The following is a 19,988-nucleotide window of genomic DNA, read 5'->3' as shown; positions in this document are numbered from 1 at the left end:
TCTTTTCCGCACCAGAAGGAACCTGCCATGTCGCACACGCCAGCCATGAGCGAGCACGAATTCCGGGAGAACGAGTTCTTCCGCATCTTCGGTTCCCATCCCGAGCCGGCCTTCCACGAACCTGACGAGCAGAGCGAGGTCTGGGGCCAACCCTGGGGCTGCACGACCGATATCGGCCGCCTCCGCGCCGTGCTGATGCACCGGCCCGGCAACGAGCTGGACGTGGTGGAAAACAAGCCGATGCCCGATGTCGGCGGCTTCGGAGACCCGGAAAAGGGCTGGTACTGGATGGGCAAGACGATGCCCGACCTGGCGGCGATGCAGCGCGCCCACGACGCGCTGACCAGCGTGCTGACGGCGGAAGGCGTCAAGATCCACTATGTCGGCGAGGCTGCGCCCGGCCGCATGAAGCAGGTCTTTTGCCGGGACAGCGTCATCTCGGTGAAGGGCGGCGCCATCGTAACCCGCCTCGCCCGCAAGGTGCGCCGCGGTGAGGAACTGCCGGTTACGCGCGCGCTCGCCGCCGCCGGTTGCCCGATCCTCGGCACGGTTCATGGCGCCGGCGTTTTCGAGGGCGGCGGGTTCGCGCTGATCGACGAGAAGACCGCGGTCTGCGCCCTCAGCATCGCCTGCAACGAGGTCGGCGTGTCGCAGGTGGAATCGATCCTCGCGTCAGTCGGCGTAACGCTCATCAAGCTGCCGATGCCGGGCTACCGCATTCATATCGACGGCAGCTTCATGATGGTCGACGTCGACACCGCCATCGTGAACACCAACGAACTGCCGTACTTCTTCATCGAATATCTGAAGAAGCGCGGCATGAAGCTGATCGACCTGCCGCCGGAAGACAACGCGTTCTCGCTGAACTGCCTCGCCGTCGCGCCGGGACGGGTCATCATGCACGAGACCGTGTCGCCGCGGCTCGCCGAGCGCATGGATGCGGCCGGCATCACGGTGATCCCGATCGACTATGCCGCGGTGGAACTCGGCGGCGGCGGCATCCACTGCTCCACCGGACCGCTCGCGCGCGATCCGATCTGACCATGTCGATCCTCGTCGCCCGCAAGCTGCGCAAGCATTACGGCATGGTGCCCGCCCTGAACGGGATCAGCCTCAGCGTCGAGCCCGGCGAGTTCGTCACCCTGCTCGGCCCCTCCGGGTCGGGCAAGACGACCTTTCTCATGGCCGTCGCGGGTTTCGCGGATGTCGACGAGGGTTCGATCTCCCTGGACGGCAAGGAGATCACGAAGCTCGAACCCGAGGCGCGCGACTTCGGCTTCGTGTTCCAGGGCTATGCCCTCTTTCCGCACCTGACGGTCGCAGAAAACGTCGCCTTCCCGCTGAAGGTCCGGCGCTGGGACAAGGCCAGAATCGCCGCGCGCGTGGCGGAGATGCTCGAGCTTGCCGGGCTGTCCGCCCTTGCGGACCGCAAGCCCCGACAGCTTTCCGGCGGTCAGCAGCAGCGGGTCGCGCTGGCCCGGGCTCTCTCCTTCGGGCCGAAGATCCTGCTCCTCGACGAACCGCTCTCCGCCCTCGACCGGACGCTTCGCGAAACCATGCAGCGCGAGCTGAAGCGACTGCACCGGGAAACCGGCGTGACGTTTCTCTACGTTACGCACGATCAGGACGAGGCGATCGCCATGTCGGACCGCATCGCGGTCTTCGAGCGCGGTTCCATCGTGCAGATCGGCACCCCGCAGGACCTTTACCGGCGTCCGAATACCCACTTCGTCGCGGGTTTCCTCGGCGTCAACAACCTGATCGAGGCGACGGTCTCCGCGAGGGGGCAGCAAGGCACCATGCTGTCTGCCCTCGGGACTGACTTCCAGCTTCAGGCGGATGGAGAGGATATCGGCACCAATGCGGCCCCGGTGACGATCTGGATCCGCCCGGAAGACATTCTCTTCCGCCCGCCACCGCCGGGCGAGAACTTCATCGCCTTCGATGCCGACATCCGCGAAACCGTCTTCACCGGCCCGTTTACCCGCATCCTGCTCAGGTCCACCGACGATCAGGAACTCGTAGCCCTTGCCCCCGTCGATCCTTCCGGTCCCAGAGCCGGGATGCGCAGCACGGCCTATGTCCGGCTGAGCGCCATCGGGCTCCTGCCGCTCGAGAAAGCCTGACCCTCATTCCATCGGACGAGGCCGCCTTGCGGCATCGTCATCATCACGAAAGTTCGACCGATGACAGTCTCCCTCCGCTCCATTTCCATTCCCGACTTCGGCGTCACGGCGGAGCAGCCCCATATTCCCGCATCAATCTACGAGGCCCGCTGCAAGCGAGCCTATGAGCGCGCGGGCTGTACCTGGCTCGTGGTCTATGCCGACCGCGAGCATCTCGCCAACATCGCCTTCCTCACCGGGTTCGATCCGCGCTTCGAGGAAGCGTTGTTCCTGCTTGGTCCGGCCGGCGAGAAGATCCTCGTCGTCGGCAACGAGTGCGCGGAATATACGCCCATCGCCGGATTGCCGGGCGTCACGACGATGATCGCCCAGACCATGAGCCTGATGGGGCAGGATCGCACCCGGTATCCGAAGCTCAGCGCCGTCCTGGCCGAGGCAGGCCTGGCGAAGGGACAGTCGATCGGCCTCGTCGGCTGGAAATACCTGGAACCGGAGGAGATGGACGACGGCGAACCGGGCTTCTTCGCCTCCTCGCATATGGTCGATACGCTGCGGCGCCTCGCCGGCGATTCAGCAGCCGTGGTGGACCGCACGCCGGTCCTGATGCATCCGGAAACCGGCCTTCGCGCCATTGTCGACGTGCACCAGATCGCGGCGCAGGAGTGGTCGGCGACCCGCGCTTCGCTGGCTGTCTGGCGCATCGTCAGCGGCACCCGAGTAGGCGAGACGGAGTTCGAGGCCGTCTCCCGCATGGGCTACCAGGGTCTGCCGCTGGGCGCGCATACGATGCTGTCGTCATCCGACGCCTCCGCGACGTTGATCGGCCTGCGCAGTCCCACCACCCGCCCTCTCGGCAAGGGGGACGGCGTGACGGCCTGCGTCTGCTATTGGGGAGCGCTTTCGGCCCGCGCCGGGCTTATCTCCGAAGGAGACGATGCGTTCCTGCAGATCGCGAAGTCTTACTTCAAGGGGCTCGTCGCCTGGTACGAAACGGCCGATATCGGCGTCACGGGCGGTGAAATTCATGCCCGCGTCGTGGAGGTTCTGGCGGCGGGTGGGCTGCGCTCATCGCTCAATCCCGGTCACCTTGTCGGCCACGACGAATGGGTGCATACGCCGGTTCGTCCGAACTCGCGGGAGACGATCGCCTCCGGCATGCCGTTCCAGGTCGATATCATCCCGACGCCGGTTCCGCAGGGACAGTTTCTGAACTGCGAGGACCCGGTGACCTTTGCCGACGGCACGCTGCGGTCGGAACTCCGGCAGAGCTACCCCGAAACCTTCGCCCGCATCGAGGCGCGTCGCACCTTCATGGCCGACAAGCTCGGCGTCTCCGTGCGCGAGAACATCCTGCCGATGTCCTCGACACCGCTCTGCCTCGCCCCGTTCTGGCTGCGGCCGGACCTGTTGCTTGGACTGGACTGACCGACCCGCCGAAGGTTCGCATCGGCACGCAGATGCGGCCTTCATGAACGGGGGGGGTCCGGACTCGGAACGACATCGCGCGCCGGCGGCCTCGAACCGCATCGAACTCCGCGTGACGCGCGAACTGATCAGGCTGATTCCGGTCACTGCGGCTCGAAACGACGGCCGATGTACCAGCCCCCCAAGTCTGGAGAAGCAGGCTGCCGGATCCTTTCGGCAGCCTGTGGCGATGCCCGCTGAGGCTAAGCCTTACAGCTACACGGTCACTTTGGATGTGCGGAGAGGAGTACCGATGCCGGCCTCGATCCGCCGTTGCGCGACCAGGATGTTGAAGCGCTGCAGCGTCAGCAACGCGCTTGCCGCCGCCGCGAGGCCGCTTCCCGCCGCAAGCCGCACATGCAAGGCGCCGGGAAAGGATTCCTCGCCGCTCGCATCGAGGACGACCACCTTGCAGCCGGCATCGACGGGCCCCTCGGCAAGCTGCCGCACCTCATCCTTGTCCGGTCCGGCGCTCCGGAGCAGCACGATGCCCAGGCCAGGACGCAAGAACTCGAAGGGGCCGTGGCGGAACTGGCCGCCTTCGAAGCCGATCGCCGGAACGCGGGCCAGTTCCATCAGAGAAAGGGCCGCGCTTTCCGCTGCGCCCTGCATGACGTGACGCCCGGCAAAGACGAACACATCGCAGTCCGCCAGCGCCGCATCCATGGCAGTGACGTCGGCGGGTTCGTTCGCCGCCAGGAGCTTCCGAAGCTCCGCTTGCGGAATGCCGAGTGCTTCCAGGACAGCGGCGTGCATGGCAAGCGTCAGCACGATGCTGCGGGTCGCGGCAAAGGCTCGCTCGGTGCCACCGGCGGCGACGATCGCCCGCCGCACGCCCCTGGCCAGCGTGCTGCCGCCCTCCAAGGTCAGCCCGAAGCGCTCCTCAGCTCCGGCCGGTCGTTCGAGAAGCCCGATGATCTCGCCGGATTCGCCGGATTGTGAGACGATCACAGCCGTGCGCGCGTCCTTACCGGGTAGTGGTGCCATCAGCGCCTCAGATGCGATCATGGAGCGGGCCTCGATCCCCGCCTCGCGGTAAAGCGGCTCGACAATGCGGTTCACATGCTGCGATCCACCCATCGCATAGAGGACAAGCCGCCCGGTGCGGCGCAGGCTCGCCACGATCTCCGCCGCCGCATCCTGCGCGCTGTCGAGGGTCGCAAGTGCGTCGGCGCATTGGCGCGTCATCTCCGCATGCAGGAGCTCCAGGCCAGGGTGCTGCGTTCCAGCGTTATCTGTCATCGTGATCTCCGGGACGGCGATCAGCCGCCGGGCTATTCGGGGCAGGCTCAGGCCTGAACGAAGGTGCTGAATTCCGGCGTCCATTCCCCGTCGGGATCGAGCGGATAGGCCGGACGCGCGGCATGCGACCAGGGCAGACGGGTGATATCGAGCGGCACCGTCCCATCGCTCAGCAGCATGATATGCCGCTTCGCGATATCCTCAATCTGCGGATGCAGATAGCCCAGCTTCACGACATAGAGCGCGTGTTTGGTGGGATCGATGCCCATGGCGAGGAAATGCGCGGGAGTGGTGATGCCGATCGGCAGATCGTGAAAGGTTGCCACCACGTTGCCGAAGCGGACGCGGACCCAACCTCCCTCTGCGCTGCGATAAGGCTGGAACCCTCCGAGCGTCAGCTCCACCGCGCCAGCCTCGACGATGCCGCTCACCGTCATCCGCTTCTGCGAGCCGGAAATGTGTTCCGCGCCGAGTTCGATCTCCAGCCTCGCACCGATGCCGGCCGCCAGGCACTTGCGGACCGTCTCGGGCGCGGTGATGCCGGCCACCACGGCGTCGGTTACCTCGTCCAGTTCGATCGCCGCCTGCAGCACCTCGGTTAGATCACCGGGCGCGCCCGCCGTGGTGTTGTCGCCGCTGTCGCTGACATAGACGGGCCGGATCTCGCTTGCCGCGGCGGCACGCAGGCCCGTTTCGATGTCGGCCGCTTCCATGTCCAATCGGAATTCCCGCCGGCGAGACCAGATTGTCCGAGCCAGCGCCTGGGCCTTATCGCGCGCCACCGAGGCATCGCCATCGCTGGTGACGATAGCCGTCATGCCTGTCCAGGGACGATCGTTGAAAGCGAAGCCGACAAGGATGTTCGCCTCCACGACGCCGTCCTCGCGATCAATCCCGGCAAGGCCCGCATAAAGGCTCCTGCCCGGCTCGGCGGTGGTCACCGCCAGTTCCCCGGCGACGAGGACAGGGATGTGAACGGCGGCGGTCGTCGGGCGCAGCCCTTGCTTGAGGACGCGCATCAACTGGTCGGCGGCGCGGTAGCCCGTCTGCCGGTCATCCCGGTGCGGCGCGGTCCGCAGCGCGCTGAATACGGTCGCGGCGTTCAGCAGCTCCGGCGAGAAGTGGCCGTGCAGATCAAGCGCCACGGCGAGCGGGACATCAGGACCCACCGCCCCACGCACCGCCATGACGAAATCGCCGTCGGCGTGGATCTTGATCTCGTCCACCTCCAGCGCGCCGTGATTGGCGACGGCCACGCCATCGAACGGTCCATGCTCCTTCAGGAGTTGCACCGTCTCGTCCTTGATCGCGTCGTAATTGGCCTTGGTCAGCGATCCCCCGGGCAGCGCCGTCGACCAGATCAGCGGCACGGCTTCCACCTCGGCATCCTCTCCCAGTCGCTCCAGAATGCCGCGCACGAGCCAGAGATTGCCGTCAGGCAGTTCTTGCCCGCGATAGGTCTGCATGTTCGAGGTATCGGACTTCAGCGGGGAGCGGATCAGGGCTTCGACGGACAGGCCGACAATGGCAATTCGGAGAGACATGTTCATTCCTTCGGGGCGGCTGGACGATGAGGGGAAGAGACAGGGCTACCAGGGAAAGGAGCCCTCGCCGGCCGGATCAGCGAGACCGTCGAGCGCCACCGCCAGCGCGCCGCGCGGCACGGGATCGGTGCTGAGGCTGGACAGGGCAATGGCCATTTGCGCGCGCGGAGCGGCGAGCGCATGCTTTCCCAGCGAGCGGTCGACGCCCGCTTGCATGAACTCGAAGCAGAGTGCCAACCCACCGCCGAGCACGACGAGAGGCGGATTGAACAGGTTCGCGACATCGGCGAGGCCAATTCCAAGCATCTCGCCCGCTTCATCGAGAACGCCCAGGACGACGCCATCGCCGGCCCGCGCCCGCTCGCCGATTTCCTTGAGATCACGAACCCGGCATCCCTGTTGCCAGAGCCGATCCTTCAGCGCGTGCTCGGCTAGATAGGCGGAAAGGCACCCCGTGCCGCCGCATGTGCAAAGGCGGCCATGCGGCACGACCTTGAGATGGCCGATCTCGCCGGCAAAGCCGCCTGGACCGCCATAAAGCCGGCCACCGAGGAAGAGACCGCCGCCCACGCCGGACGCGCTGTCGATATAGATGAAGTCGTCCGCATCCATGCAGAGGCCGAAAAGCTTCTCGGCCATCGCCGCGGCTCGGCTGTCATTGCCGACATGTACGTGGGTGCCGATTGCCGTCGCGAGAAGTTCGTGGAGTTCCAGATCATTGAGGCGCAGGTTCGGTGATTGTGCGAGGCGGCCGCGATTGGTTACCAGGCCGGGCACCACCACCCCGATGGAGCGGAACGCATCGAAGGCCAGGCCGGCCTGCTCCGCCAGTTCAAGCAGGCCTGCTTTTACGGCACCCGGCACGTCGGCGATGTCCGGCGGCATCTGGCGGTCCAGCGACGCGATCGGGCTCCCGTTCAGTCCGGCGGCAACATAGCGAAGCCTGTCCGGCTCGATATGAACGCCGGCCAGGATCCCCGCGCTGCTGACAAGCTGAAGCGCATCGCCCGGACGCCCCGGCCCGCGCTTTCTCGTGTCCTGCGCGCGCTCGATCAGGCCCAGGGAATGGAAATAGCTGATGATCGCGGAGACCGTAGACTTGTCCACGCCCGTCAGGTCGACAAGCTCCCGCTGCGAGACGGCCGGGTGCTGCCGCAGCGCGTGGAAAAGACGGATGGAGTTGATCCTGCGAAGGATCGAGGGATGAAGCCCTGCCTGCTGAAGGACGGTCGCGGCCATCGCGGAACTCTATTAATCTGCTTATCAGAAAAACTAAGCGCCCGTTTCAGAAGCGTCAATGGCACGAACTCCGATATCCCGTCCTTCCAAACCTGCCCGCACAAATTTGAGACATTCTGCATTTTTGCTGAAATCAGCTGAGAAATCGCGGATTTCCGGACGATTCATCCCAGGAGACTCCTCAATTTCGCTTTCGTAATTCACACAATATGGCCTCGAAGAATGGCCTGCTTCGATGATCCGCAATTGCTGCACAATGACTCAGCATCCCGGCAGATTGACTCTCCTGGCTTAGTCTGGCCAGATTTTATCTTGATGTCGGACAAATGGCCGTCATTGAGGTTGGAGGCAACAGTGCTCAAGATGACCCGAAGGACTGCCTTGCTTTTGGCGGCCAGCATTATCACCCTTTCTTCCGCCGCATCGGCTCAGGAGAGCAGCAGCGAAGTCTGGACCTATTGGGGTTCAGGTGCGGAAAAGCAGGCCATCGAGTCCGTTGTCGCGCTCGACAACCAGAAGCATCCGGACACGGAGGTTACGCATCGCGTTATTCCCGGCAACACCCTGGAAATGCGACGGCAGCTGCAGACCGCGCTTCTGGGCGGCACGCCCCCCACCGCCTACCAGAGCGCGATGGGGTATGAGCTCAAGACCTTCGTCGATGCCGACCAGCTGGCTTCCATCGATTCCGTCTGGAAGCAGGTGAAGGGCGACGAGATCTTCCCGCGCGGCCTGCAGCGCGTCGTCAAGATCGACGGCAAGCCCTACGCCATTCCGCTCAACATGGGGGTGATCAGCAACGTCTTCTATCGCAAGGACGTTTTCGACAAGCTCGGCCTCCAGCCGCCTAAGACGATCGCGGAGTTCGACGCCGTCTGCGACAAGCTCGCGGCGGCGGGCATTGCCCCGCTCGGCAATGCATCCGGCCCGTTCTGGAGCATGTACAATTTCTATGCCCCGCTGCTCTCGGTGCTCGGGCCCGACGGCTACTTCAAGATGGCACAGGGCGAGGTGTCCTTCACCAGCCCCGAAATTCGCAAGGCCTTCGAACTCTACCGCGACACTTTCGTCAAGCATTACTCCAAGAACTGGAGTGGCAAGACCTGGGCGCAGGGCGGCGACGACCTCGTGAACAAGGATGTCGGCATGTACATGATGGGCGACTGGGTGTCCGCCTACATGAAGGAGCGCGGATTGCAGCCCGGCAAGGACTACGACTTCTTCCCCGCTCCCGGCATAGGCAAAGCGACATTGATCCAGGTCGACGTGATCGCGACGCCGAAGGAAAGCAAGACATCCGACAATTTCCTGCTCACGGCCGCCAGCACCGAAGCGCAGGCTTCCTTCAACAAGTACAAGGGCTCCATCGCGGCCAACCTGAAGACCGATCCGTCGATCTACGATTATGTCGGGCAGAAGGAAGTGAAGCAGCTGCAGGCGTCGGAAGCCGAGAACGTCGTCTTGCCGAACCTCTTCTTCCTGCTGCCCACCAATCTCGGCTCGGAGATGGGCAACCAGCTGGAGCGCTTCGCCAGCGACCCCTCCGACGCGACGCTGGATACGGTGCTGAAGACGCTGGAAGCCCTGCGCCTGCAGGACAAGGAAGACGACGCCTTCGTCAACTGGTGATCACGGCCCGGCTCTCCCGTCTCATCGGGAGAGCCAAACGTCTCCCCCGCAGAAAGATCCGAATGAGCATCACCAGCGCAACTCCGGGCGCTTCTCGCGCCAGACTGGTCTACGCCCTGTTCCTCGCTTTGCCGGTGTTGCTCTTCGCGGTGTTCTACCTGTTGCCGGTGGCGGAAACGATCCTGACCTCCTTCCAGAAGTGGAACGGCCTTTCGGCGCATCGAACTTGGGTCGGCTTGCGCAACTACACGGCGCTGTTCGGGCAGGAGAGATTCCTCCATTCCCTCATCAACAACATCAAATGGCTGATCTTCTACCTGTTGGCGCCGCCCTCGCTCGGTCTCGCGCTGGCGCTTCTCCTCAATCGGGAGATCCGCGGCGAAACGATCTTCAAGGTCATCTTCTTCCTGCCCTACGCCATTCCGCCTGTCGCCGTGGCCTCCATGTGGCGCTGGCTCTATGAGCCCAGCCACGGCCTGATCACCGTCGTGATGCAGTCGCTTGGTTTGGGCGCACTCGCCCAGAACTGGCTCGGCAATCCGGCGATCGTCACCTATGCCATCATGGGTGCGGCGCTCTGGTGGACGGCAGGGTTTTCGTTCATCGTCTTCTCCGCCGGGCTCCGAAATCTCCCTTCCGAATGCATCGAGGCGGCCCGGCTGGATGGCGGCAATGCCTGGCAGATCTTCTGGCGGGTGACCTTCCCGCTTCTCTGGCCATCGACGATCATCGTGCTCGGGCTTTCCGCGGTGGATGCGATGCGGATTTTCGACATCGTCTGGGCGATGACGAATGGCGGGCCGGCCTACGCATCCGACGTGCTGGCGACGCAGATGTATGACGTCGCCTTCGGCCGGCTGAACATGGGGCAGGCAAGCGCGATCGCCGTCACCCTTCTCGTCATGGCTGCCGTCTTCATCCTTCCCTACATCACCTATATGGCGCGGCATGTGGAAAGGACGGAGGCATGAGCGCCTCCTCCCTGCCGGCGGATCGCGATGCGCCGATCCGTTTCGCCGCGGCCGTTCTCCTGTCCGCAGTGTTCCTCGCACCGCTTGGGATGGCGTTATTGACGTCGCTCAAGAGCCCGGCGGAAATCGTGCAGATCCTCTCGCTGCCGCACCGGCCGGACTGGGGCAACTATGCGGTGGCCTGGAACCAGATCGGCCGCAGCTTCATCAACAGCATCGCGATCACGCTTCCGGGCGCACTGCTCTCGGTGCTGGTCGGCGCCATCGGCGCATTCCCGCTGTCCCAACTCAGGGGCAGGACGGGGATGATCATCTATTTCTTCCTGCTGACCGGGATGCTGGTCCCCTACCAGATCGTGCAGGTTCCCCTTTTCGACCTGATGCGGCATCTCGGCCTCTACAACACCATTCCCGGCATGTGGCTCGTGCACACGGCCTACGGTGTGCCGATCTGCACCTTCTTCTTGCGGAATTTCTTCGCCTCCGTCCCGAAATCGATCTTCGAGGCCGCCATGCTCGATGGTTGCGGCCCGGCGGGCTACTTCTTCCGCATCCTGCTGCCTGCATCCAAGTCCGGCCTGGCGGCCTTGGCGATCATCCAGAGCCGCTCGATCTGGAACGACCTCCTTTTCGCCATGACGCTGACGAGCACTGACCGGGCACGCCCCGTCACGGTTCAACTTAACGCCCTGACGAGTGGCCTTGAGGTTCAGTACGGCCCGCTCATGGCATCCACCCTGATCTCCATCGTTCCCGTCGTGGTCGCCTATCTGGTTTTCCAGAAAGCCTTCGTTCGCGGAATGCTGGGCGGCAGCTCCAAGTGACGACGAGGTCAAGCGCCTGGTCGAAGAGGCCGAGACTCTCGTCTGCACCATCGACATCCTGACCCAGCCTGTAGTCTTGTCGCGCCGGCGAGGGGGCGCGTACCTCTGTGTCTCACTGCTATTGATCGGCAGCTTTCCGCACTTGCGCAGACAAAGCCGCCGGACTGCTTCCACCCGTTTGCGACGTTCGCGTGGATCGAGGCGCCGCTGACATGGTTCGACCGCTTTCGCCCCATTTCGGCTGTTCCATAACATTTCCAAACGCCCAGCAACCCGTCATTCGAACACTGTGGGCTTCCGTTGCTATGGATTTCGTCGCACTCCGCTTCCGCGGTCGCGCTGATGCACAACATGGTGGTGAGCAACGACTTCTCAGCTGTTTTTGCACGACTGCCCCGTCCGCTCATATCTGCCTACCAGAGCCTCATGATCCAAGGGGCGGACTATCTCAGGGCTCAACTCGGGCAACGCGTCCAGCTGGAGCGCTTCGACGCCGAGGGTATCCGACTCGCGAACTGAAGCCGCGTCGCGTTCGGCCAGGATGGCGTCATCCTGGCCTGTCTAGACGTCCTGCGAGGGTGAGATCGTCCACGCTCTCGTGGTAGCGGCTGCTGTCGTGGTGGGCGGCGAAGTTGGCGATCTCGGGCTTCCAGGTCGCCGGGCGGGTGGTGGCTTTAAGCAGGATGCGGTTCTCGATCGTTGGTGCCAGCGCTCGCTCCTGCCTGTGTCACAGGATGAATGGCGCACCCGGATGTGTCCTATGCGTTTCGCTCAAGCCATTGCGGCCGGCTCATCGAGCATGCAGAAGTCGCCGCCTGGGGCTCCGAGATTAAGGCGATGAGGCAGAAGACAGACCGACGGATCAACAGCGACAGGGCTGCTCGGCTGACGCGCATCATCGCAGCCGTGCAGCTTAATGCGACTATCCGGCTGAATGCACTGGCCGAGGAATTCGGCGTGAGCACGGAGACCATCAGACGCGATCTTGACCTGCTTAGCCGCGAGGGAAAAATCCATCGCACATACGGGGGAGCTGCTGCGGCGTTAGGCGTCGACCGGAGCCTGACCGAGCGGATGGAGGCCAATGTCGTTGCCCGCGATCTGATTGCCAGGTCTGCGGCTGGGATGGTTCGTCCCGGCGAAGTTTTGTTTATCAGCTCGGGTGTAACATCCTTGCAGTTCGCGCAGCACCTTGGAGAGACAGGCCACGTCCTCACCGTGCTGACAACCAGCCTGATCGTGGCTGCCACGTTGGGACGCTGTCCATCGATCCGTGTCGTGCTTGCCCCCGGCGACTATGATCCGAGCGAACAAGCCGTATTCGGTCCTGAGACGCAGGCCTTTCTGCGACGGTTCCGCGTCGACGCTGTCTTTTATGGGGCCAGTGGATTGACGCCGGACGGCCCCTCGGAATCGCGCTCGGCCGTTGCATGGAATCTCAGGGCGATGATCGACATGGCCGAGCGAAACGTCCTGCTGATTGACCAGAGCAAGTTCGGCTTGTTCCACCTCGAGCGGATCATAGCCCTGGGCGACGTTGATGTGATCGTCACCGATGCCGCGCCGGCCGTTGCATTGCACGACGCCATCCAGACCGCAGGCGTGGATCTTTGCATCTGCGAGGCTGAGGCACTGCCGGCATTCGTCGAGTAGCTCACCCCGCTTGATCGCCCATTTTATGTGCGACATGCCACATTAATGATGTTGTACTTACAACATATATGAGTGACGATCTAAGCCTTAACTCGCCGTCACCGCGTTGGCGCTGACACCAAAGTCGCCTCCTGGGTAGTTGGACCATGCTCACCTGTTGGTTTCCGCATCGCACCGATGCACTGAGACAGCGTTGGCCGTGATGTCAGCGGACACGGCCCCCATTCTTGAAGTTCGCGATTTGCGGGTCGCGTTCGACGCGCCGGAAGGTTTGGTGTCACCCGTCGACCGTGTCTCGTTCAGCCTTCAGGCGGGCAAGACGATCGGTCTCGTCGGAGAGTCCGGATGCGGGAAGAGCATGACGGCCCTGGCGATCATGGGTCTGCTGCCACGGCCCTCCGGCCGGGTGGCCGGAGGCGAAATTCTCTTCCGGGGTCAAGATCTGTGCCGCCGTTCCGATCGTGAGATGCAGAAAATCCGCGGCAATCGCATCGCCATGGTCTTTCAGGAGCCGATGACCTCTCTCAACCCGGTGCTGTCCGTGGGAGAGCAGATCGCGGAGGCGGTGCGGGTCCACCAGAGGGTCGGCAAGCGCGACGCCATCAATCAGGCCGTCGATCTGATGGCCCTCGTGGGCATTCCGGCCCCGCGGGATCGTGCCCGGGACTACCCGCACCAGTTCTCCGGTGGAATGCGGCAGCGGGTCATGATCGCGATTGCGTTGGCCTGTCGCCCCGACATTCTGATCGCGGATGAGCCTACAACCGCTCTCGACGTCACCATCCAGGCCCAGATCATGGATCTGCTGATGCGGCTTCGCGAGGAACGCCAGATGGCGATGATCCTGATCACGCATGACTTGGGTGTGCTAGCCGAGGCCGTGGAACACGTCTGCGTCATGTATGCCGGGCGGATCGTGGAATCCGCGCCGGTTGACAAGCTGTTGAACGACCCGCGTCATCCCTACACGCAACGCCTGCTGGCCGCGATCCCGCGTGGCCGTCGCTCCGGCCGAGCTTCTCGGTTGCAGGAGATCCCCGGATCGATCCCGCCGCTCTGGGACCTTCCAGGCGGATGCCGCTTCTGCCCGCGGCTCGAAGGCCGCCGTGACCTGTGTCGGGCCGAACAGCCGCCGAGAAGGGAGGTTGGCCCGGGCCATTTCGTGGCTTGTTGGGCCGCGTGCTCCGATGCGCTGGCCTTGGCGGGTACGGCATCGTGACCGCTGCGGCACAAGGCGAGACGCCAGACATCCTGCTCGACGTGCAGGGTCTGACGAAGCATTTCGGTACGCCCAACGGGTTCGGTCGCACGCCGCAGGTCGTCCGGGCTGTCGACGGCGTCAGTTTCACCCTCCGCCGCGGCGAGACCCTTGGTCTCGTCGGCGAATCCGGGTGCGGCAAGTCGACTACGGCGCGCCTTCTTCTCCGTCTGGAAGAGCCGACGGCCGGGACGATCAGCTTCGACGGGCAGGACGTGCTGTCGCAATCGCCGCGCCAGATGCGGCAGATGCGCCGCCGCATGCAGATCGTGTTCCAGGATCCTTTGGCTTCGCTCGATCCGCGCATGTCGGTTGCGGAAACCTTGACGGAGGTGTTCGCGATTCACAAGATCGGGTCGGGTCGCGAGCGCCGCGACAAGGTCGCGGCACTGCTCGAAAAGGTCGGGCTACGTCCCGACTACGCGGCACGATTCCCTCACGAGATGTCCGGCGGGCAGAGGCAGCGTGTGGGTATCGCGCGGGCGCTTGCCCTGAGCCCCGACCTGATCATTGCGGACGAGCCAGTCTCTGCTCTGGATGTTTCGATCCAGGCCCAGATCATCAATCTGTTTCAGGATCTCCAGGCCGAGCTGGCGTTGTCGTATATATTCGTTTCACATGATCTTTCGGTGGTCGAACATATCAGCGACCGGGTTGCCGTCATGTATCTCGGCCAGGTGGTCGAACTCGGCCCAACGGAAACGCTCTACGAAAACCCGCTCCATCCCTATACGGCGGCTCTTCTCTCGGCGGTTCCCAACTTTTCTCGTACCCGCCGACGCGAAAGACTGCTGTTGAAGGGGGACTTGCCGTCTCCCGTCTCTCCCCCTTCCGGCTGTCGCTTCCATCCAAGATGCCCCCGTGCCGAAGCGATATGCTCAGCCGTCAAACCAGAATGGCGATCCGTTCAGCCTGACCACTCGGTCGCCTGTCACTTTCCGCTCGGTGCCGGAACAGCCTCCAGGAGTTAAGCTCGATGAGCATCACCAGACGAAATGCTTTGACACTTCTTGCGAGTCTTCCGGCTTCCTTTGCACTGCCTTGGTCGACCGCTTTCGCTGAGGAGGGCGGCAATCTCGTCGTCGGCCTTCGCACAAGCGAACCCCGCCATCTCAATCCCGCGGTCACGACGGTCGGCGGCGTGCAACTGGTGAGCGCCAACATCTACAGCGCGCTCACCCGCTTCGATCGCGACGGCCATCCTGTGCCGGATCTGGCCAAGTCCTGGGACATCAGCCCGGACGGCCTGACCTACACGTTCAACCTCGTTCCGAACGTCAAATGGCATGACGGACAGCCTTTTTCCTCGGCGGATGTGAAGTTCTCATTCGAGCAGGTGCTGTTGCCGTTGCATCCCGTCGGCAAGATCAACTTCGCGGCCATCGACCGCATCGACACGCCGGACGTCAATACGGTCGTATTCAGGCTCAAATACCCGTATGCGCCGTTTATCTCGCTGCTCGAAGTGAGACATGCGACGATTCTGCCAAAGCACATCTACGAGAATACAGATGTGATGCAGAATCCCGCCAACAGCCAACCGATCGGAACGGGACCGTTCAAATTGGCGGAATGGAGCAAAGGCAGCTTCCTGCGGCTCGAAAAGAACGCCGACTATTTCAAGCCCGGCAAGCCGCATCTCGATCAGCTCGTCTTCGTCATCATTCCCGATACCAACACCATGGTGGCCGCCATGGAAGCCAACCAGATTGATTTCGCGCCGCTCGGCGTCTCGTTCGATCTGGTGGAAACCCTGAAGCAGCGTCTCGCACCGAAGGGGTGGGTGATTGGCACGGCGCAGTACCTCTTCCGGGGCACGGGCAGCCTCATCATCAACACCGGCGACCCGATCCTGGCCAAGCGCGAAGTGCGCCAGGCCCTTGCCATGTTGGTTCAGAAGGATGCCATCCTGAGCACCGTGCGCAAGGGCGTGGGGCGGATCGCTGAAAACCCGATCTCCTGGTATGTGCCGAATGCCGAAACCGATACGATCTACAAGCCCGACCTTGAAAAGGCGGAGGGCTTGCTGGATGCCGCCGGCTTCCCTCGCGGCGCGGGAGGCAAGCGCTTCGGTCTCTCGATAGTCGTCTCGACCGGCTGGGCGGAGTTCGAGCCGATCGCCAATCTGCTCCGTGACTGGCTCGGGAAGGCTGGGATCGATCTCGATCTGCAGAAGGTCGACGAGGCGGCCGCGGTGGACCGGATGTTCACGACGCGCAATTTTCAGCTCGGCTTGTCCAATCCCTCGTTCGGGCCCGACCCCGCCATCATGGCGAAGGGCTTCACCACCGATCAGATCGGCAAGGGCGCCTACACGAACGGCATGGGTTACAGCAACCCGACAGTCGACAAGCTGTTCGCGGAGGGTGTCCGAGAGATCGATCCGGCGGCGCGGCACGGGATATACCGTAAGATCGTCGACGCGGTGATGACGGACGTTCCGGTCATTCCGCTTTACGAGGATGATTTCGCCTACGCCTTCAGGAGCGTCTTCAAGGGACTCCCCCCAGGCGGCACGCATCGCGACAGCTACGAAGATGTTTCAAGTGTCGGCTAAGGTGGCATCCACAAACGGCGGCTTTGGGAGCGCCGATGTGACCGATACCGGCGGGGTATGCGCTGTCCAGCGCCTGGTTTGCGTGCCCCGATGATCAAGGCGATCTCGCTCCGTTTGCTTTCGGCCGTCGGGCTCCTTTGGGGCGTCGTGACGCTCAGTTTCATTCTGATCCACTTCGCTCCAGGCGATCCGATCTCCTCCCTGGTGGGTGAAAACGGAGGCGCTTCTCCCGAATTCGTCGCCCGGCTACGGGCCCAGTACGGCCTCGACCAGCCGATTATTTCCCAGTACGGCATTTATCTGGGGCATCTGCTTCGGGGCGACCTCGGCTATTCCATCCGGTTCCAGACCCCCGTGTGGGACCTGTTCCGAGAGCGCCTGCCGGCCACGCTGCTTTTGCTCGTCACCTCCATCGTGGTCTTTTCGATCTTCGGCATGATCGCCGGCGTCTATTCCGCCACGCGGGCGGGATCGCTGGGTGACAGTGCGATCCGGATCCTATCGGTTCTGGCATTTTCCCTTCCAGTCTTCTGGTTCGCTCAGCTCCTGATCGCCCTGTTCTCCGTGAAGCTGCATCTGTTTCCCGTGTTCGGCATGCACTCTCTGTTTGTTCGCCCGGGCCTCTGGAACAGCGTCCGGGACGTAGCGTGGCATGTCGTATTGCCCGCGATCGCCCTTGGCGCGTGGCATATGGCGGTGACGCAACGCTTTGTCCGAACGAGCCTCATCCAGGTGTTGCATGAGGATTATATCAGGACCGCGATGGCCAAAGGCGTTAGCCGGCGGGCCATCCTGATGCACCATGCCATGCGCAACGCCCTGCTGCCGGTGGTCACGATCACGGGCATTTCGTTCGGCACGATGCTGACAGGGGCGACCCTGACCGAAATCGTGTTCGGATGGCCGGGTCTGGGCCGGTTGATCCTAGACGGCGTCCTCGGTCGCGACCGGCCTCTGATCATCGGCCTGCTGTTGATCTCGGCTCTCCTGACCATCGTGGTCGACGCATTGACGGACGTTATTCATGGATTGCTCGATCCGCGCATCCGTGCCGGGAGGCATCGCTGATGGGCCGTTTCATTCGTGCGCTCGAGCCTGCCGGGATACTTGGTCTTGCTTTGGTAACGCTCCTCATCCTCGTGGGCTTGTTCGGGCCAAGCCTTCTCACGGTCGATCCTTTGGCGACCAATCCGGCGGCGACCCTGCAAGCGCCCTCCGCGGCTCATCTTTTCGGGACCGACAATCTGGGCCGCGACACCCTTGCCGGGATCGTCGCCGGCGCCAGAACCGCCCTTCTGGTCGGCTTCTTGTCGGTTGCGTTCGCCTTGGTGCTCGGGCTGGCCATCGGAGCCACCGCGGGATATTACGGCGGTGCCCTGGATGCTGTTCTGGACCGCGTGATCCAGCTCTTCATCATCATTCCGCGCCTTTTTCTGGCGATGACCCTGGTTTCCTTGTTCGGCACCAGTATCTGGACGGTGATCGTCACGATCGGCCTCGTGAGCTGGCCGCAGGTCGCTCGCCTGACACGGGCCGAGTTCAAGACGCTGCGCCGGGCCGAATACGTGGAAGCGACCATTGCGGCCGGTGCCACTACCTTGCGGGTGATCCTGCGTCACCTGATCCCCAACACGTTGCCGACGCTCATCGCCAACGCGTCGCTGCTGATGTCGGCCGCCATCCTGCTCGAGGCGGGCCTCGCATTCTTCGGCCTGAGCGACCCTAGCCGGGTCAGCTGGGGATCTATGTTGAGCAATGCTCAGCAATTCCTGCTCGTCTCATTCTGGATGCCGCTCTTCCCGGGCCTCGCGCTCAGTATCACCGGGCTGGGTCTCAATCTCCTGGGCGACAGCCTGACCCGTGCCTTGAGCCCGAAATTGAGGCGCAGCGTGAGGCGCTCGACCAAGCATCTGAAACCCGCCCTCCGGCGCCCCTGAAAGGGCCTCGATCAACATGTCGACTTTTGCGCAGACCAGCGCCCGGGATCTTTTTCGCGCCGCGGAAGAGCACGAAAACTACAGGGTTGCCCAATGCCTCAATCTGGTGGCTTCCCAGAATCGCGTGTCTCCAGAAGTCATGCGTCTCATGGGCTCAAGCTTCGCGGGCAAGTTTTCGTCCGGAGAGTTCGGGGCCCGGGCACATGCGGGCGCCAAGTGGATCGACAGGATGGAGACGGTCGTCCACGATCTTGCCAGCCGGCTTTTCGCGCCTTACCGGGTTGAGTTACGTCCCCCGGCTGGGTCGATCGCGAACGAGACCGCGTTGCTGACGCTGGCTCGTCCGGGCGATGTGATCGTTGCGCCGAGTTCCTTGTTCGGCGGGCATGCATCCGTGCGCCCGGAAGGCTTTGCGGGCCTCATGGGCCTCCGCATACTCGACCTGCCGTTCAGCGCGGATGGCCTGGAGATCGATCTCGACGCTTTGGAGGCGATCGTTCGTCGCGAACGTCCACGCCTGATCGTCATAGGGACGGCGAAGATTCTGTTCCCCTATCCCGTTCGGGATATCGTGGAAATCGCGCAACAGGTTGGCGCCGACGTGTTCTACGACGCCGCCCATGTGGTCGGCCTGATCGCGGGCCACGCTTTCCAAGACCCGCTTGGAGACGGTGCGACCCTGCTGACGGGGTCGACGCAAAAGACCTTCCCGGGGCCGGTTGGCGGACTGATCGTCTCACGCGAAGACGCGATTGCAGACCGGATCCGGAAGGTGGCACGTGTCCGGCTCGACAATTACCAGAACAACCGCGTGGCTGCGCTTGGCTATGTGTTTGCTGAGATGGTCGCGTTTGGACCGGAGCTTGCCACGGCGATCCTTACCACGGCCCGGAACCTGGCGGAGACCCTGGCCGGAGAAGGTCTTTCCATGGTCGGGGCCCGCCTGGGCTATACGGCCTCGCACATGGTCCTGATCGACATCTCCCAGACGGCCGAAGGCGCGCAGGCGCGGTTGGAGCAAATCGGGCTTCTCACCACGGTCACGGATGTTTGGCCGGATCGCCCCGGAGGGCCGCCACGACAATGTCTGCGGATTGGGGCCAACGAGATCGCCCGTCTCGGATTCGACGACGGGAGCGTTCGCGAATTGGCATCGATCATCGCGCGGGCTCTTCAGGCGCAGGGAAGCGTGGCGGAGCTCAGAAACCGCGTGACCGATCTGATCCGATCTCATGGACAGATCGCTCGTCGCTTCTGCCTTTGAAGCGCGGCCGCTGCGGCTGGACGGCCTGCGCATCAGGACCGGGTGGCTCGCGGAGGGACCTCGTCAGTATGGATGGGGGGCGGGGGCGAGTCCGGCTGGGGCAACCGGGGCAGCTTGCATTGCTCATGCCTGAAGGCGGACACCGAAATCACAGGCGCTACGTCGATGACCTGCCCCTGAGAATTTCCTCCACGCGGCGTTAGAGTCCGGCCCTTGAAAGGACGGACGGACGGAATGAAGCGAGCGAGATTCACGGAAGAGCAGATCATCGGGATCCTGC

General features: G+C 63.4%; 16 protein-coding genes. 13 read left to right on the top strand and 3 right to left on the bottom strand.

Features of this window, described 5'->3' with window-relative positions; translation table 11 throughout:
* Positions 1–27 precede the first annotated feature (27 nt).
* Genes BMY25_RS05555 through BMY25_RS05545 form a run of 3 tightly spaced genes read left to right on the top strand, consistent with a single transcriptional unit; the run spans position 28 to position 3,551 of the window.
* Positions 28–1,041 carry a dimethylarginine dimethylaminohydrolase family protein gene (locus BMY25_RS05555; protein ID WP_092495644.1) on the top strand — a complete coding sequence of 338 codons (1,014 nt, stop codon included), beginning with the start codon at positions 28–30 and terminating at the stop codon, positions 1,039–1,041.
* Between the two features lie 2 nt (positions 1,042–1,043).
* The gene (locus BMY25_RS05550) at positions 1,044–2,126 is read left to right on the top strand and encodes an ABC transporter ATP-binding protein (protein ID WP_092495643.1); all 1,083 of its coding nucleotides are present in this window, start codon (positions 1,044–1,046) and stop codon (positions 2,124–2,126) included.
* Between the two features lie 60 nt (positions 2,127–2,186).
* Complete coding sequence (locus BMY25_RS05545) at positions 2,187–3,551, top strand: M24 family metallopeptidase (protein ID WP_092495642.1); 1,365 nt, start codon at positions 2,187–2,189, stop codon at positions 3,549–3,551.
* A gap of 255 nt (positions 3,552–3,806) precedes the next feature.
* Here the strand turns inward: BMY25_RS05545 and BMY25_RS05540 are convergent, their stop codons facing one another.
* Genes BMY25_RS05540 through BMY25_RS05530 form a run of 3 tightly spaced genes read right to left on the bottom strand, consistent with a single transcriptional unit; the run spans position 3,807 to position 7,615 of the window.
* Positions 3,807–4,832: an SIS domain-containing protein gene (locus BMY25_RS05540; protein ID WP_092495641.1), complete on the bottom strand. Its 1,026-nt coding sequence runs from the start codon at positions 4,830–4,832 to the stop codon at positions 3,807–3,809.
* Between the two features lie 47 nt (positions 4,833–4,879).
* A complete protein-coding gene (locus tag BMY25_RS05535) occupies positions 4,880–6,376 on the bottom strand; it encodes a M81 family metallopeptidase (protein WP_177176722.1) in 1,497 nt (498 codons plus the stop codon).
* Positions 6,377–6,421: 45 nt separating this feature from the next.
* Complete coding sequence (locus BMY25_RS05530) at positions 6,422–7,615, bottom strand: ROK family transcriptional regulator (RefSeq protein ID WP_092495639.1); 1,194 nt, start codon at positions 7,613–7,615, stop codon at positions 6,422–6,424.
* A gap of 387 nt (positions 7,616–8,002) precedes the next feature.
* On the opposite strand from BMY25_RS05530, the gene BMY25_RS05525 reads away from it, so the two are divergent.
* The 10 genes from BMY25_RS05525 (at position 8,003) to BMY25_RS05480 (ending at position 19,708) form a co-directional block, all read left to right on the top strand.
* A complete protein-coding gene (locus tag BMY25_RS05525; protein ID WP_177176721.1) occupies positions 8,003–9,244 on the top strand; it encodes an ABC transporter substrate-binding protein in 1,242 nt (413 codons plus the stop codon).
* A gap of 62 nt (positions 9,245–9,306) precedes the next feature.
* Positions 9,307–10,215, top strand: coding sequence for a carbohydrate ABC transporter permease (locus tag BMY25_RS05520; protein ID WP_092495637.1), 909 nt, complete (start codon positions 9,307–9,309; stop codon positions 10,213–10,215).
* Entirely contained in the window at positions 10,212–11,039 is an 828-nt protein-coding gene (locus tag BMY25_RS05515; protein WP_092495636.1) for a carbohydrate ABC transporter permease, read from the top strand. Before BMY25_RS05520 ends, BMY25_RS05515 begins: the two co-directional genes overlap by 4 nt.
* A gap of 738 nt (positions 11,040–11,777) precedes the next feature.
* Positions 11,778–12,692 (top strand): DeoR/GlpR family DNA-binding transcription regulator, encoded by a 915-nt coding sequence (locus tag BMY25_RS05510; protein WP_092495635.1) that lies wholly within the window; start codon positions 11,778–11,780, stop codon positions 12,690–12,692.
* 202 nt (positions 12,693–12,894) lie between these two features.
* Positions 12,895–13,911 carry an ABC transporter ATP-binding protein gene (locus tag BMY25_RS05505; RefSeq protein ID WP_177176747.1) on the top strand — a complete coding sequence of 339 codons (1,017 nt, stop codon included), beginning with the start codon at positions 12,895–12,897 and terminating at the stop codon, positions 13,909–13,911.
* Entirely contained in the window at positions 13,908–14,921 is a 1,014-nt protein-coding gene (locus BMY25_RS05500; RefSeq protein ID WP_092495634.1) for an ABC transporter ATP-binding protein, read from the top strand. Before BMY25_RS05505 ends, BMY25_RS05500 begins: the two co-directional genes overlap by 4 nt.
* 5 nt (positions 14,922–14,926) lie before the next feature.
* Positions 14,927–16,507 carry an ABC transporter substrate-binding protein gene (locus BMY25_RS05495; RefSeq protein WP_092495633.1) on the top strand — a complete coding sequence of 527 codons (1,581 nt, stop codon included), beginning with the start codon at positions 14,927–14,929 and terminating at the stop codon, positions 16,505–16,507.
* Positions 16,508–16,597: 90 nt separating this feature from the next.
* The gene (locus BMY25_RS05490; RefSeq protein ID WP_177176720.1) at positions 16,598–17,575 is read left to right on the top strand and encodes an ABC transporter permease; all 978 of its coding nucleotides are present in this window, start codon (positions 16,598–16,600) and stop codon (positions 17,573–17,575) included.
* Complete coding sequence (locus BMY25_RS05485; protein ID WP_092495631.1) at positions 17,575–18,444, top strand: ABC transporter permease; 870 nt, start codon at positions 17,575–17,577, stop codon at positions 18,442–18,444. Before BMY25_RS05490 ends, BMY25_RS05485 begins: the two co-directional genes overlap by 1 nt.
* Before the next feature lie 16 nt (positions 18,445–18,460).
* A complete protein-coding gene (locus BMY25_RS05480) occupies positions 18,461–19,708 on the top strand; it encodes an aminotransferase class I/II-fold pyridoxal phosphate-dependent enzyme (RefSeq protein ID WP_092495630.1) in 1,248 nt (415 codons plus the stop codon).
* The last annotated feature ends 280 nt before the right edge of the window (positions 19,709–19,988 follow it).

It is taken from the genome of Faunimonas pinastri (assembly GCF_900110915.1).
GTDB classification, from domain to species: domain Bacteria; phylum Pseudomonadota; class Alphaproteobacteria; order Rhizobiales; family Afifellaceae; genus Faunimonas; species Faunimonas pinastri.
This window is presented reverse-complemented; position numbering and strand designations above follow the sequence as displayed.